Here is a 13,619-nt window from a genome sequence, read left to right as displayed (position 1 = left end):
TGCAATTCCACCAGAACAAGAGGATGAACGGTATCGTCAGCGACTTCTTCACAATTTGCAACGCAAAGCCCAGAAATTAGGTGCTAAGCTTATCTTAGAAACCCAGTCTGACTCTGCCTAAAATTCTAGTTTCTTAGAAGATTAAAAATTATTATTTCCCCTCAAGATGCCTGTCGATGTCCCAGTTTTAGGAAAATAGTTTCTAAATCTTCGCGGCAAGTATAGAATTCGCTTAAGTTGAGACCAGAAACCACTAAAGATTTCAACAATTCGGCACTATCTTCTAGGGTTCCCGTAAATTTAACTCGGAGAGTATTAGTATTAATAATTCTTTGCCAACTTTCCACAAAAACACATTGTTTAAGAGCGGTTTCTAAGGCTTCTAAATTGCCTAGAGTTGTAATCTGCAAGTATTGACCAGCTAGACGTTGATTTAATTCTTGTAAGGAGGTACTTTCCACTAGATAACCTAATTCCATGATGCCCACAGAACTGCAAAGTTCGGCTAAATCACTAAGGACATGGGAAGAAATTAAAATAGTCATACCTGCCGATTGTAAGACTTTAATAATCTCACGAAATTGTAGGCGAGCGATCGGGTCTAATCCAGAAACTGGTTCATCGAGAAGTAAAATTAAAGGTTCATGGATAATCGTGCGGGCTAAACTTAAACGTTGTTTCATCCCCCGGGACAAAGTAGCGATCAAATTATGGCTTTTATTGGTTAATTGTACCAGTTCTAGAACCTCATAAATGCGGCGATGACGTTGGGAGCGAGGGATATGATAAAGACGGGCAAAATAATCCAGATAATTCCAGACATTTAAGTCATCGTAGAGAGGAAAATTATCGGGTAGATAACCTAAATTTCTTTTCAGACGGGGATTACTCTCATCTCTTAAAAGACGTTCTCCGTGCAGATATATTTCTCCCGTTGTTGGTTCTTCTGCTGCCGCTAACATCCTAATTAAAGTGGTTTTTCCCGCTCCATTTGGACCGATTAACCCGTAAACTTCCCCCGCTTCAATCTGTAAATCTACTTGATTAACAGCCCCATGGCGGTCGAATTGTTTGGTTAAACCAACGGTAGCAATGGCTAATTCGGGTGGGTTCATAAAGTTTTTTAGTTAGGTTCTGAGGGTGACTCGCTAACCACGAATACAGGGTTTATCTCCCATGACTTCCGCTGGTTGTTGTCAAATTGTTTAAGTCTTAATATTTTCTCAATTTTTTGATAATTGACCACTGTTACATTTAGTCAATCGAGGAGTTGCTCAAAATTTATCCAGATAACCCACCTCCTATTATGTATTGATATTATAACATCCTCACACAGAACCTAGGAGAGCCGCCTCATCTTCTGACCATTAATAATTGATCGGTAAACACCTTGTATAAAAAGAGTCCAGGCGAAAAAAAGCCAAAAAGCATCCGACTGTATAGCGCGGCACTACATCTCAGAAAAAACATCCTACAATGGAGACAAGAATAATCGGAGATCAATGGGGGTGAGCGTCATGTTAGTGATTTTAACCGACGAACACATTCTCGATACGGGTTCTGTATGTCAAGGCTGTCTTTTAGCCAACCAGCAGGGGCAACCCCGGTGGCGAGAGGGTAAACTAGGCTGTGGTCACTCCTTGGGCAAAGGAGGCAGCCAACAGCCCAATCTCTACGAGTGTCAGATGGGCTTTACAATTGCTAATATTGAAGGCTAATCAGACCTTTTAAATGATCAACTTAGAGTTGAATTAGGGTGGGTTTCTTTGGACTCCGAGGAGAGAATCAAAGCTATTGCTAATCCCCAATTCAGCTTAGATACAATGACAATAATGGCTAAGGGTTTCGTAGCATTGATCGTAGGCTTTTTGGGCTTGGGTTAAAACAGCGTCGGAAATTTCTATATCTAATTTTCTGGCTTGTTTAATAATTTTACCCGCTCTGATATTCTCGGAAGAATCGCCTATACCACGAGTACCAGTGGTTTTTAAAACTCGATATTCTTCAGAAAATCCCGTTTTAGTATCGAGATGACTCTGTAAACTATTAAAGACCAATTGACTTTGGTTTAATACTTGATCGTGGGTGATAAATAAACTCTTTTCTTTGCTGTTAATTAAGCGAGCATAACTTTCTAAGGTGGCTAAACGACCAGTATAATAACCCAGGGCGTGCTGCTCATTTTGATGGGGTTTAATATCTAGAATACTAGCTAAAGTGCGCTTCGGTTCTCGTAGTAAAAATATGGTCTTAACCGCATCAGATTGTAAAAAACTATGATCTAAAAACTTCTGATCGTGAAGAACTTTATCTAAAATATATTTATGATTCATGTTTAAATCTTTCAAACGCCAGTAGAGTTTAAACATTAAAGCTTTAAAATCCTGTTCACTCTCATAAACCAGATGAGTTTCGCCAAACCCGATAATTTCAGTATTAGAATTGAGGATATGGGTCAATAAAGACGACCCCGATCGCATATGGCTAAGAATAAATAAAACCCGATAGGGTTGGGGACGAAAGAGAATTTTATAGGGGTCTTTGGGTGTATCAATGCGTATCTGAAAATACTTATAAGTTAAACGATGGGTTAAACCCTGCCAAGATTGGGGTAAGCGATCGAGGGCTATAGTCATAGGTTAATCAGGAATTGTGTCAACTTGTCGCTAAGATTCCCCTATAATGTATCCCATTTAAGACCCAAACAAAAGTGAGGTTTATACAAAATGGGATTGCCAAGTTGTTCGCTCTGGTTTTTTACGGCGCGAACCGATGTCTGGTTTATGATGAACACTATTCCCCATTTAGTCAAAATGAGTCAGTTTCCCTTCGAGGAAAAGGTACTCGCTATTGACACGGCCCCTTTAAGCGGGGAAAAGGTTAATCGCCCCGGACTGGGTACAATGGAGGAATTAAGAGCCTGTGGTGAAAAATTAGTTGAACATGGCATAATTGATCGCCTAGTGGATTTTAACTACGATCCCAGCTATCGTCAGCGTATCTATCAAAAGCATTTCGGCAGTCCCCTCCGTTCCACCCATAACTACAAAGGTTATCCGATTTTTGGCTCGATCTTCAAAATCGAGTCATGTCGCAGCGACTATATGGTTCATTATGACAGTGACATGATGCTCTACCAAGAACCGGATTACAGTTGGATCCGCGAAGGGATCGAGTTAATGGAAACCCATCCAGAAATGATGTTTGTGCGTCCTTTGTCCGGTCCACCGCGGCCTGATGGTACGATTTATTCTCAGCATCCTTACACAAAAAATCCCGATGGATTCTATCAATTTAAATTTTTTGGCAGCCGTGCCTATCTACTTAATTGTCGTCGCTACGATCGCCTTTTACCGATGACCCCCCTCTGGCGCTCTTATAAAAATACCTTTCTCGATCACTTACCCGATGGTTTAAAAGCTTGGGGCAATATTTTGACCGGCAAAGGAAAACTCGACTCTTGGGAAATTATGGTTTCTCGCTCCCTAGAACAAAGCAACTATTATCGCGCCACTCTCACCAATGCCAAGGGTTGGACTCTGCACCCCAACGAGCGCTCTGCCGCTTTTAGGCAAGCTTGGCCGACTATTATCGAAAAAATCGAAGCGGGTGTTTACCCACCGCCCCAAGCTGGTTATTATGACCTGATCCCCGAATTATGGTACTAAGAGAGCCTTAGTTCTCTAGATCTGAGGTGAGGCGATCATCGCTTAGATTTCATAGCACCGGCTGTAAGCGCCTGTTGTTTTCGTTAAACGATGTAATATTTTGTGTACACCGCAACTCATTGACGATTGCGTAATGTAGAAAGTGAGTGCGGCGACAATTGTACTTGTCAAACAATGATATAGTACAAGTAAATTGCTAATTATCGGCAGGTAGCGTCTGTCATAGATATAGATTGTGGAGTTAAAATATGTCTAGTATAAACACTGGTATTGAGTGGACTGATAAAACGTGGAATCCAACAACCGGGTGCGATAAAATTAGCACCGGCTGTCTGCATTGTTATGCCGAAGCTATTACACAGCGTTTTCCCAAAAACTTTCCCAATGGATTCAGCTTAACTTTGCATCCAGAAAGATTGGAAGAACCCTTACGTTGGCGCACTCCCAGTCGAGTTTTTGTCAACTCAATGAGTGACCTTTTTCATGATGATGTGCCTCTCGACTTTATCAGACAAGTTTTCTCAGTTATTCATTTAACACCTTGGCATATATATCAGATTTTAACAAAGCGACAAAGCCGTTTAGGTGATTTAGCGTCTAAATTAGATTTTCCAGAAAACATTTGGCTAGGTGTATCTGTCGAGAACCAAAACCACATAGATCGGATTGAATATCTTCGGACAGTTCCTGTTTCAGTGCGTTTCATTTCATGTGAGCCACTTTTAGGACCCCTAGAACTTAATTTAACTGGCATTGATTGGGTTATTGTCGGCGGAGAATCCGGGCAAAAACATCGCCAGATGAAACTTGACTGGGCAAGGGATATCCGCAATCAATGTCAAAATTCAGGGGTAGCATTTTTTTTCAAACAAGTTGGGGGAAGGACACCGAAAGCAGGGGGTAGATTACTTGATGATAAAATCTGGGACGAGATGCCTAATGCCTGGAATCAGCATATCCAAACATGGGGAAGTGTCCCACTTAAATCAGCGAGGCGTTCAGAAAAATTAGAGCTTATTGCTTAACTGGAAATGTAACCTTTAAATCATCCGCAAACGTTCCTTTTCGCCGTTTTTTGTCCTCGGGTGAATGTACTGTGACTTTTCCTTGAGATTCAAGATTGCTAAGGGCAGTTTTGTAATTCTTTTTAATGTACGGTTTTCCCACATGATGCTGGTCGTAAATCTCTGCCACCGTCATAGTTTTACCTGAAAAATTGTCCAACAACATAGATTCCAGTTGATCAAGAGGACTGGTTAGCTCAAAGAGTAATGGTTGTTGAAGAGTTGCAGGATTATACTCAAAAGATGGTACGCCCTGCGTCTGTTCAGAACTCTCTTTAGCCATTATCTCTTTCATAATTTCATAGCCTTTAGGATGCTTGCTTACAAAAATTAGGTGATGGCTAGTACGATTTCCCATTTCATGTCTGAAACGAAATGGAAGAACATATTTACCCCCCATTTCTTTCAAGGCTTCACAGATATATTCTACAACGGTTAACTCACGCTCTTGTGGAGTAAGTGTAAATGTTTTCAATCGTTTGCGGAGTTGATCTGCTCCTACTTGTCCGAATAGCGCATTTATGTGTTCTTTGACTGCATCATTATTTAAACCCATGTTGATGCGATTGTAATTGAAGAAGAAGATGCAATCACAACCCCAATCTTTGACGACCGAATTAACAAGTTGAAGAGATAGCCCCTTGTAACCCCAAGGATCAACAAAAAATAAAGTGGGAACTAATTTCATGCTTTGGAAGGTTTTAACTATGTCCTCTCCAACCTCATATTTTGATATTTGAGGGCGGTATTTTAAATTTTCTATGCCCGGAATTGAATCTATAGCTTGTTGAAGAGAATTAACTTTTTCGACATCGGCATCGTTAAAGATCGACACCAGCATATTTCGCATATCTGGATCTGCGATGGCAGTTTCTAGAACTTTTACTGGGGTTGATTTTGAGCCATCTTTATATCGTCCTGCACCAGCAAAAAGGTCAACATAAGCGATTTTCTGGACTGAAGACGATCCCTTAACTTTTGAAATTATAACTTTTGCCCAAGCCCAGAAATATTTCTCAACAATCCTAGCTTTGATCAAGGACTGTTCTTTTTGCTCATTGAAGAAGGAATTTTTAGTCATATCCTAATATGTAGCCTATAATCAACGGATTTAGTATAACATACCTTATTTTTTTTTAAATTAGAGAAGATAGGAGATGAAACAACCCAAAAGAAAACCCAACCACCGCCATGGGGAGATTGGGTTTTCTGGTTATCAATTGATTTTAAGGAGCTAAAGCGTTACCGCGCAGGAGAGAACCGATGGTTTTAACAGTAATCTTCATCTGTACGAGAGGATTAGCGGGAACAACGGTTTTATAGAACCCATTTGGTATCTTTTATAATGTAGATGCTAGGCTGAAAAGGTGAAGCGAAAACCTTGTCCACTATAGGTTTCAGGGAAGAGAGTCTGTAGCCTGTTTAACGGCAATACTTTGGTCTGAACCCCGTCAGTGAATGCGCCACCGTCTAGTCGTCCCCGAAAATCGATACTTTGGAGTAAGCCAAAATGTACTCAAGTAGTATGACGAATGAAGAGTGGTCTATCGTAGAACCGCTATTGCCAAAGAAGAAATTGACTGGCCCCCCGAAATGGACAAAACGACAGATTTTAGATGGGATTTTCTATCAACTCAAAAATGGCGGTAATTGGCGGGACCTCACGAAAGATTTCCCTCCCTACTCCACCGTGTTCTGGCATTATAAACAGTGGAGAAGTCAGGGAATCATCCAAAAAATAATGGAAGAATTACATCGCAGATTACGACAACAAGAAAAAAAACTTGTGGACGAATCTAATTATGATTGATTCTCAAGCCGTCAAAAATACCTGTAATGCGAGTGTTGAGACGAAAGGATTTTGTTTCTACAAGTGCACCAATGGAATTAAACGTCATCTAGGGACGGATAGTCTTGGTTTTCCCTTTTTCGCTCATTGTACTCCCGCCAACCTATCTGATGACCAGGGATTGATTGAGTTGTTAACTCGAGGTATTGACTATTTCAAGTTAAAACCGTCGGAACTGTCTAAGACGACTATTCTTCTAGATAATGGTTATCATCCTGACAAAATAGAGAAAGAGTTGGTTAAGGTCTATCCAGAGATAATGACTAAAATTCAGTTTGAACTGTCTCCAAAACCGTCAAAAACCGAAAAAGCGGAGAAGGGTTTATCAGGATTCGTACCTGTAAAAACTCGATGGGTGATTGAAAGAAGTAATTCTTGGATGGAACGCTGCAAATCTTTAGTCAAAAATTTTGAGCGCACTTTAGAACACTCCACTACCAAAATTCATCTCTGTTTTCTTCGACTTCTACTACGACAATTAGCTGTATCCGGCTCTTCTAGGTTCTGTGTGATAAGTTTAACTTACATAGGATCGATCGATCTTTGTGTCCTCTGTGTCTCTGTGGTTCCCTCCACTCCCTCGCCAGCAATACTGTATCTTAAAATACATTTTACCCACCAAACCTAAGAGAGCCTGTATCCTAAGATACCAAATGGATTCTATAATGACTCTACTAGCCTCAAGATAGCAAAAAACCCGGCGGGAAAATCTCCCCACCAGGTCAAAAAGGCAAAAGTAAAGAATTATTTCTGATCAGCCTTTTTGCTTGACTTATCACCCATTTTGTACTTACGCAAGAAGCGATCAACCCGGCCCTCCGTATCGATCATCTTCTGGGTTCCCGTATAAAAAGGATGATTACCCGACCAAACCTCCACATGAATTTCTGGTTTTGTCGAACCCACCGTCATCACCACTTCACCATTACAGATCACCTTAGCTTCCGGATACCAAGTAGGATGAATTTTTTTCGGCATAATAAACCTCTCTATTAACCTAACGTTTCGAGTATTGAGGCGCTTTGCGCGCTTTGTGAAGACCGTATTTTTTCCGTTCCTTCGCCCGGGGATCCCGAGTCAGATAACCTTCACTCTTGAGGGGAGGACGATTTTCTGGTGCTAATTGACATAAAGCTCTAGCGACACCCAATTTCACTGCGTCCGCTTGGCCGGTCAAACCACCGCCCTCGGCCTTAACGATGATATCATACTCGTTTTCCAGTCCCAAAGTCTCCAGAGGAGCCTTGATCGTCTGGATATAGGTGGGAATGCGGTTAAAATGGGTTTCTCCATCGCGACCGTTAACGGTAATTGCCCCCGTCCCCGGCACCAGACGCACGGAAGCGACCGCCGATTTGCGTCGTCCCGTTCCCCAATAAACTACCTTATTTTTACTGTCCGTGGCTTGCATTGACTTAATTTCCTCCTGCGGGAATCGTATTAATTGCTAAAACTTCCGGTTGTTGTGCCTGATGGGGATGTTCCGCACCGGCATAAACTTTCAGTTTCGTGAACAATTTCCGACCTAAGCTATTTTTCGGGAGCATTCCCTTAACAGCGTGTTCGATAATCCGTTCGGGAATGCGTTTTTGCAGTTTATCGAAGCTTTCTACCTTCATACCACCCGGTCTGCCGGAGTCGCGGCGATAAACTTTCTGTTGGCGTTTTTTGCCCGTCACCGTCACTTTTTCAGCGTTAATAACAATGACAAAATCCCCCGTATCCAGATGGGGGGTGAAGGTGGCTTTATTTTTGCCCCGTAGAATCATAGCGATTTCGGTGGCCAGACGACCTAGACGCTGATCGGCCGCATCAATGACGTACCATTTCTGCTCTAGAGTCTCTAAATTTGGTAGAGGTGTTTTGTTCATGGTGAGTTTGCCTTGGTTTACAAAAATTAATTTTTTTTATTGCCCACCTGGGTGTTGGGGGGTTAGGGTTTTAGGGTTTTAGTTGAAATTCCCCTATTTCCCTATTTCCCTATCTCCCTATTCCCCTATCCCCTATGCTCGGAAATAATAAAGAGGCTGAGTCTCGCACCAGACGCTATCGGCAAAGGGAAAATCGGCGTAACCCACCCGCAGTAAACATAGTCCTTTAGCTGGTGCGGCGTATTTGACCAGTTCTCGGCGCTGATTGACCCAGATGTCGGTAAAGTTTTCTAGCGATCGCTCACCAGTTCCCACCTCCACCAACATTCCCACCAATAGCCGCACCATCCCGTACAAAAAGCCATTGGCTTGGATTTCCATCTGTACAAATGGCCCTTGACGGTAGCATTCCACCCCCTGTACTTCTACCCAAGAATGGTCACGACTAGAGTTGGCACGGTGAAAGGCGGCCAGATGGTGCTTTCCCAATAGGGGCTGTAAGGCCCTGGCCATCAAATCGGCATCGAGGGGACGATGGTAGTAGTGCCAACTAAAGGGACTAACAAAGAGATTGGGGATGGGGTCGGTATAGAGGGTGTAACGATAACGTCGCCAGAGGGCCGAGAAACGGGCGTGCCAGCGATCGGGAACTTGGGCTGAAGCCCGAATGACGATATCGTCATCTAGCCGAGCATTGAGAACCTTGGACCAATGGGAGGGTGGGATCGGACTCTGCTGCTGGAAATGGGCAACTTGGGCGGCGGCGTGAACACCGCTATCGGTACGTCCGGCCCCGTGCAGAGTGACGGCATGACCGAGAATATCGGCCAGAGCCTTCTCGATTTCCTCCTGCACGCTCCTGTGATGGGGTTGCCGTTGCCAGCCGTGGAAATTAGTTCCCACATACTGGATAACTAGGGCGATCCGCGACTGGGGGCAAGCTGTCATCGTTACATCAGTTCGATAATCGCCATGGGGGCATTATCCCCGCGACGGCGCAGGGTACGCACCACCCTGGTATAACCGCCGTTACGACTGCCATAACGGGTCTGGGCGCCTTCAAAAAGGGCGTGAACCAGTTGTTTGTCGTAGATGTAGCCCATGGCTTGGCGACGGGCGCTCAGAGAACCGTCTTTAGCTAGGGTGATAATGTGGTCTACCTCTGCTCGCACCGCTTTCGCTTTCGCTAGGGTGGTGGTGATCTGACCATGGCGAATTAGCTGGGTGGCCAAGCTGCGCAGCAGTGCCTTTCTTTGGTCAGCTGGTAGACCCAATTGAGGCACTTTACACCGATGTCTCATGGTATTTTCCTGGAATTGGGTTTACTTGCTTTTTTCTTGGGGTAGGGTGATGCCTAACCGTTTTTGTAGGGCTTCAATGACTTCTTCCGCCGATTTCTGCCCAAAGTTTTTGATTTCTAAGAGATCTTCTTGGCTGTAATCGAGGAGGTCGGCTACGGTGTTGATCTGCGCTCGCTTCAGGCAATTGTAGGCGCGCACGGATAATTGTAGTTCCTCGATCGGAATTTGGTTTTCTTGGTTGATCTCTTGGTCGTCAAAGTTACCGGAGGATTCGAGGGCGTTGAGATCCTTGAGCGGGTTAAAGAGATTAACTAGCATATCGGCCGCTTGGGAAAGGGCTTCTTTGGGGTTAATGCTCCCGTTTGTCCAAATTTCTAAGAGCAGACGATCTCTAGCTTGACCGCTTTCGGAACGGATATCTTCGACGCTGTAGTTGACTTTGGTTACGGGCATAAAGATAGAGTCGATTTGCAGAAAATCTAGCGAAGTGGCTTCTTCTTTACTGCGATCAATTGCCCGGTAGCCTTTGCCTTTTTCCACGCGAAATTCCATCTCTAGCTTGGCCCCTTCGGCTAGGGTGGCGACGTACTGATTGCGATCAACTATCTCGATTTCTGAGGGTAAATCGAATTGTGCCGCCACTACTGTCGCCGGTCCAGTTGCCACTAAACGCCCGATCTGGGTTTGATTGGTGTAGCTTTTGAGGATGATTTCTTTCATGTTGAGCATGAGTTCCATCACGTCCTCGCGTACCCCCTCGACGGTGGCAAATTCGTGATTGACTCCCGCGATCCGCAGGGCTGTCACGGCCGCTCCTTCCAGATTGGAAATGAGAATCCGTCTCAGGGCATTACCTACGGTCGTACCCTGGCCTCTTTCCAGAGGTTCTAGTACGAATTTACTGTACTGACTCTGATTCTTGTAAGTTTTTGCTTCTACACACTCGATTTGAAATTGCGCCACCGATTGACCTCCCTTGTTCAGTTTTCAGTTATCAGTTATCAGTTATGAGTTTTCTTTGGCTTTCAGCGTTTAGCGTTCGGCGTTCGGCTTTTTGAGCAGATGGTCTTTGACGACCGGATTCTGCGGCTGATGCGCTCAAAGCTAACGGCTGCTGGCCTCAAGATCCCTGTCACCTGAAAAAGCTGTTCACTGTTTACACTCTCCGGCGTTTGGGAGGACGACAACCATTGTGGGGGATGGGAGTCACGTCCCGGATCAGGGTGATTTCTAATCCTGCTCCTTGCAGGGCCCGGATTGCGGTTTCCCGTCCTGCCCCAGGGCCACTAACCATCACTTCTAATTGACGCATTCCCTGTTCGATCGCTCGGCGGGCAGCGTTATCGGCGGCGGTTTGGGCGGCGAAGGGGGTTCCTTTTTTGGCTCCTTTAAAACCACTCGATCCCGCCGATGCCCAAGAGATCACATCGCCTTTGGTATCGGCGATCGTGACAATGGTATTGTTGAAGGTCGATTGAATGTGAGCGACTCCGGTAGGAATATTTTTCTTCTGTTTTTTCGGTCCGGTTTTTTTGGTTGGTCGCGCCATAGTTTTTCTTGATTGGGGGATATCGCAATGAATAAAAAATTATTTCTTGGAGGGGGCTTTTTTCTTCCCTGCCACTGTCACCCGACGACCGCGACGAGTCCGCGCATTGGTTCGCGTCCGTTGCCCGCGCACGGGTAATCCTAGCCGATGCCGACGACCTCGATAGGTGCCGATATCGGCGAGGCGTTTGATGTTCATCGCCTCCCAGCGTCTCAAATCCCCCTCGATTTGATAATTTGTCTCGATATAAGTCCGTAGCGCCGCCACGTCTTCATCGCTGAGATCCTTGACCCGAGTGTCAGGGTTAACACCCGTCGCAGATAAGACTTCTTGGGAACGCGATAGACCCACTCCGTAGAGGTAGGTCAGGGCGATTTCCACACGCTTATCGCGAGGTAGGTCTACACCAGCTATCCTTGCCACGCTTTTTTTTTCTCCCTATGAACGATTTTTTTTCCGAAAACGACTACAATTAACGGTAACGATTCTCTGCCCCAAGACAGTGACTTTGGTGGTTTAACCTTGTCTCTGCTTGTGTTTGGGGTTAGAACAAATTACCATGACTCGACCGCGCCGACGGATGACGCGGCACTTTTCGCACATTTTTTTGACAGACGCTCTAACTTTCATGCCTAACTATTCTGGCAACACTGCAAGCTTATTATTATATCAGATTTCTTTTACTCGTGTCACCTATTTTTTTAAAATAAATTTGGCCGCTTATTAGACTTTTTGGCTTCTCTGCCCCCATTTGTCCCTATTTTTTTTGATTTTTCAGGCGATAGGTAATTCTTCCTTTGGTTAGGTCGTAGGGGGTGAGTTCCACTTTGACTCGATCGCCGGGGAGGATTTTGATATAATTACGGCGGATTTTGCCGGATATGTGAGCTAAGACGTTGAAACCGTTATCTAAATCCACCCTAAACATGGCGTTGGGCAAAGATTCGGTGACGGTTCCTTCCATTTCGATGAGATCTTGTTTAGACAAAGTTAATTCCTCAATTTCACTGGAGACAATTTATTTAATGATTCGGCAGCAGCAAGCGTGCTGTCACCACAGTTCCCCCAGTATAGCTTATCAGTGATCAGTGATCAGTTATCAGATGCGAGTTTTCAGTTCACAGCAAAAAAGCTCCCCATCTTCCCTCTCCCATCTCCTGACTCCACTCTCCACCCCCATCTCCCCACTACTAGGCAGTATTAAGTAGTAAGATTTAGACAATAAACATTTTAACATTGCTGTCTTTTCATTGATGACTGATTACTGTTCACTGTTCCCTGAAAAGCTGGATTATTCTACGACAATTCGCCATTCATGTAGTTCATATTCCACACAACCATTCTCGATTAAAGGATCGCGAACTATAATTGCTTGGGCTTCCTCAAGAGAATCGGCCTTAAATAATAACATTCCGCCGCCCCTTTCTGCCCAATAACCAGTTTTTGCTGCTCGTCCTTGGCTAATTAAATCACGCACATAGTCCTTATGGGCGCTGACATAGCGATCAAAGGTAGTTTTATCAACAATGCCTTTTTCTATCTTGACAAACCAGGGCATAAATTCTCAGGAGGCTAAGACTGATTAACAATCATATAATTATACCGATTAATCTTGACCGTCGAGGGTGCAATGTAACAGAGCTATACAATTAGCTAGAGTTGTTGAAGACTGCTAGAATCGAGGTGACAGCTTCATTTCTGTAGCTTTGCTTGCCTCCATGAATCAACCCCAAGGATCTCTATTTTTTATCGCACTTTTGCCGCCGCCAGAAGTACAGGAAATTGCCACAAAAATCAAGGTAGAGTTTGCAGAAATTTACAATAGTCGCGCCGCCCTGAAATCGCCTCCCCACGTCACTCTCCAACCCCCTTTCCGGTGGAATTTAGAACAATTACCGGATTTAGAAAGATGTTTAGAGGAATTTGCTGGCTTGCACGCTCCTATTCCCCTAATTCTCCAGAATTTTGCCGCCTTTAAACCGCGAGTCATTTATATTAATGTCCAGAAAACCCCAGAATTATTAACCCTACAAAAACGGCTTTTACAGCAGCTAGAATCTTCCTTGAATATCAGCGATAATGCCTCAAAAAGCCGAGCTTTTTCGCCTCATTTAACCGTTGGCTTCCGAGATTTAACTAAAGATAATTTCTGGAAAGCTTGGTCAAAATATGCTGATCAAGAGCTATTTTTTGAGGTGATGATCGATCAAATTACCCTCCTAATTCATAACGGTAAGCACTGGAAAATTTATCGGGAATTTTCTCTATAATCCGGACCCTTGCAGGTTTCTATCTACAGAGGAAGGGGTTCTAGTGC

General features: G+C 44.1%; 19 protein-coding genes and 1 pseudogene. 6 read left to right on the top strand and 14 right to left on the bottom strand.

The genetic code is table 11. The annotated features are described in order from the left end of the window. Positions 1 to 161 precede the first annotated feature (161 nt). On the bottom strand, positions 162 to 1,115 hold the full coding sequence (locus IM485_RS07815; RefSeq protein ID WP_104397888.1) for an ABC transporter ATP-binding protein: 954 nt from the start codon (positions 1,113 to 1,115) through the stop codon (positions 162 to 164). A 402-nt stretch (positions 1,116 to 1,517) separates the two neighbouring features. Between IM485_RS07815 and IM485_RS07810 the strand changes: the two genes are divergently transcribed. Further along, complete coding sequence (locus IM485_RS07810) at positions 1,518 to 1,718, top strand: hypothetical protein (RefSeq protein ID WP_002735656.1); 201 nt, start codon at positions 1,518 to 1,520, stop codon at positions 1,716 to 1,718. A gap of 96 nt (positions 1,719 to 1,814) precedes the next feature. Here IM485_RS07810 and IM485_RS07805 read toward each other — a convergent pair whose 3' ends face one another. Next, positions 1,815 to 2,636 carry a sulfotransferase family protein gene (locus IM485_RS07805; protein WP_104397887.1) on the bottom strand — a complete coding sequence of 274 codons (822 nt, stop codon included), beginning with the start codon at positions 2,634 to 2,636 and terminating at the stop codon, positions 1,815 to 1,817. Between the two features lie 90 nt (positions 2,637 to 2,726). Here IM485_RS07805 and IM485_RS07800 point away from each other — a divergent pair, with 90 nt between their 5' ends. Both IM485_RS07800 and IM485_RS07795 read left to right on the top strand, forming a co-directional pair. After that, on the top strand, positions 2,727 to 3,668 hold the full coding sequence (locus IM485_RS07800; protein WP_104397886.1) for a hypothetical protein: 942 nt from the start codon (positions 2,727 to 2,729) through the stop codon (positions 3,666 to 3,668). 248 nt (positions 3,669 to 3,916) lie between these two features. Further along, positions 3,917 to 4,693, top strand: a complete 777-nt coding sequence (locus IM485_RS07795) for a DUF5131 family protein (protein WP_069475081.1) — start codon at positions 3,917 to 3,919, stop codon at positions 4,691 to 4,693. Here the strand turns inward: IM485_RS07795 and IM485_RS07790 are convergent. Further along, positions 4,683 to 5,813, bottom strand: a complete 1,131-nt coding sequence (locus IM485_RS07790; protein WP_104397885.1) for a three-Cys-motif partner protein TcmP — start codon at positions 5,811 to 5,813, stop codon at positions 4,683 to 4,685. The two genes, IM485_RS07795 and IM485_RS07790, sit on opposite strands and share 11 nt — an antisense overlap. Positions 5,814 to 6,257: 444 nt before the next feature. Between IM485_RS07790 and IM485_RS07785 the strand changes: the two genes are divergently transcribed. Together IM485_RS07785 and IM485_RS07780 are read left to right on the top strand one after the other, a co-directional pair. Continuing rightward, positions 6,258 to 6,542: a transposase gene (locus IM485_RS07785; protein ID WP_199309427.1), complete on the top strand. Its 285-nt coding sequence runs from the start codon at positions 6,258 to 6,260 to the stop codon at positions 6,540 to 6,542. After that, positions 6,535 to 6,984 (top strand): annotated as a pseudogene (locus tag IM485_RS07780) (transposase); the annotation flags it as partial. The gene IM485_RS07785 and the pseudogene IM485_RS07780, both read left to right, overlap by 8 nt. A 341-nt stretch (positions 6,985 to 7,325) precedes the next feature. Here IM485_RS07780 and rpmE read toward each other — a convergent pair. The 11 genes from rpmE to IM485_RS07725 form a co-directional block, all read right to left on the bottom strand. Beyond that, positions 7,326 to 7,559, bottom strand: coding sequence for a 50S ribosomal protein L31 (gene rpmE / locus IM485_RS07775; RefSeq protein ID WP_002735793.1), 234 nt, complete (start codon positions 7,557 to 7,559; stop codon positions 7,326 to 7,328). Between the two features lie 19 nt (positions 7,560 to 7,578). Further along, positions 7,579 to 7,992 carry a 30S ribosomal protein S9 gene (gene rpsI / locus IM485_RS07770; RefSeq protein WP_002737094.1) on the bottom strand — a complete coding sequence of 138 codons (414 nt, stop codon included), beginning with the start codon at positions 7,990 to 7,992 and terminating at the stop codon, positions 7,579 to 7,581. Between the two features lie 4 nt (positions 7,993 to 7,996). Beyond that, complete coding sequence (rplM, locus tag IM485_RS07765; RefSeq protein WP_002735375.1) at positions 7,997 to 8,452, bottom strand: 50S ribosomal protein L13; 456 nt, start codon at positions 8,450 to 8,452, stop codon at positions 7,997 to 7,999. Positions 8,453 to 8,584: 132 nt separating this feature from the next. After that, positions 8,585 to 9,400 (bottom strand): tRNA pseudouridine(38-40) synthase TruA, encoded by an 816-nt coding sequence (gene truA, locus IM485_RS07760; protein WP_287742298.1) that lies wholly within the window; start codon positions 9,398 to 9,400, stop codon positions 8,585 to 8,587. Positions 9,401 to 9,402: 2 nt separating this feature from the next. Continuing rightward, entirely contained in the window at positions 9,403 to 9,753 is a 351-nt protein-coding gene (gene rplQ / locus IM485_RS07755) for a 50S ribosomal protein L17 (RefSeq protein ID WP_002736334.1), read from the bottom strand. Positions 9,754 to 9,774: 21 nt separating this feature from the next. Then, on the bottom strand, positions 9,775 to 10,716 hold the full coding sequence (locus IM485_RS07750) for a DNA-directed RNA polymerase subunit alpha (protein WP_002737965.1): 942 nt from the start codon (positions 10,714 to 10,716) through the stop codon (positions 9,775 to 9,777). A gap of 193 nt (positions 10,717 to 10,909) precedes the next feature. Continuing rightward, positions 10,910 to 11,302, bottom strand: coding sequence for a 30S ribosomal protein S11 (gene rpsK, locus IM485_RS07745; protein WP_002735413.1), 393 nt, complete (start codon positions 11,300 to 11,302; stop codon positions 10,910 to 10,912). Positions 11,303 to 11,341: 39 nt separating this feature from the next. Next, on the bottom strand, positions 11,342 to 11,725 hold the full coding sequence (gene rpsM, locus IM485_RS07740) for a 30S ribosomal protein S13 (RefSeq protein ID WP_002735415.1): 384 nt from the start codon (positions 11,723 to 11,725) through the stop codon (positions 11,342 to 11,344). 93 nt (positions 11,726 to 11,818) lie between these two features. Then, positions 11,819 to 11,932, bottom strand: a complete 114-nt coding sequence (gene rpmJ, locus IM485_RS07735; protein WP_012593611.1) for a 50S ribosomal protein L36 — start codon at positions 11,930 to 11,932, stop codon at positions 11,819 to 11,821. Positions 11,933 to 12,059: 127 nt separating this feature from the next. Continuing rightward, positions 12,060 to 12,290 carry a translation initiation factor IF-1 gene (infA, locus tag IM485_RS07730; RefSeq protein ID WP_002737109.1) on the bottom strand — a complete coding sequence of 77 codons (231 nt, stop codon included), beginning with the start codon at positions 12,288 to 12,290 and terminating at the stop codon, positions 12,060 to 12,062. 303 nt (positions 12,291 to 12,593) lie between these two features. Next, positions 12,594 to 12,860 (bottom strand): YciI family protein, encoded by a 267-nt coding sequence (locus IM485_RS07725; protein ID WP_002736524.1) that lies wholly within the window; start codon positions 12,858 to 12,860, stop codon positions 12,594 to 12,596. A gap of 160 nt (positions 12,861 to 13,020) precedes the next feature. On the opposite strand from IM485_RS07725, the gene IM485_RS07720 reads away from it, so the two are divergent. Continuing rightward, complete coding sequence (locus tag IM485_RS07720; protein WP_104397882.1) at positions 13,021 to 13,572, top strand: 2'-5' RNA ligase family protein; 552 nt, start codon at positions 13,021 to 13,023, stop codon at positions 13,570 to 13,572. Positions 13,573 to 13,619: the final 47 nt, after the last annotated feature.

The organism is Microcystis sp. M169S2 (genome assembly GCF_020245865.1).
GTDB lineage: Bacteria > Cyanobacteriota > Cyanobacteriia > Cyanobacteriales > Microcystaceae > Microcystis > Microcystis ichthyoblabe_A.
The sequence above is the reverse complement of the archived record's forward strand: the minus strand, read 5'-3'. Positions and strand labels throughout refer to the sequence as shown.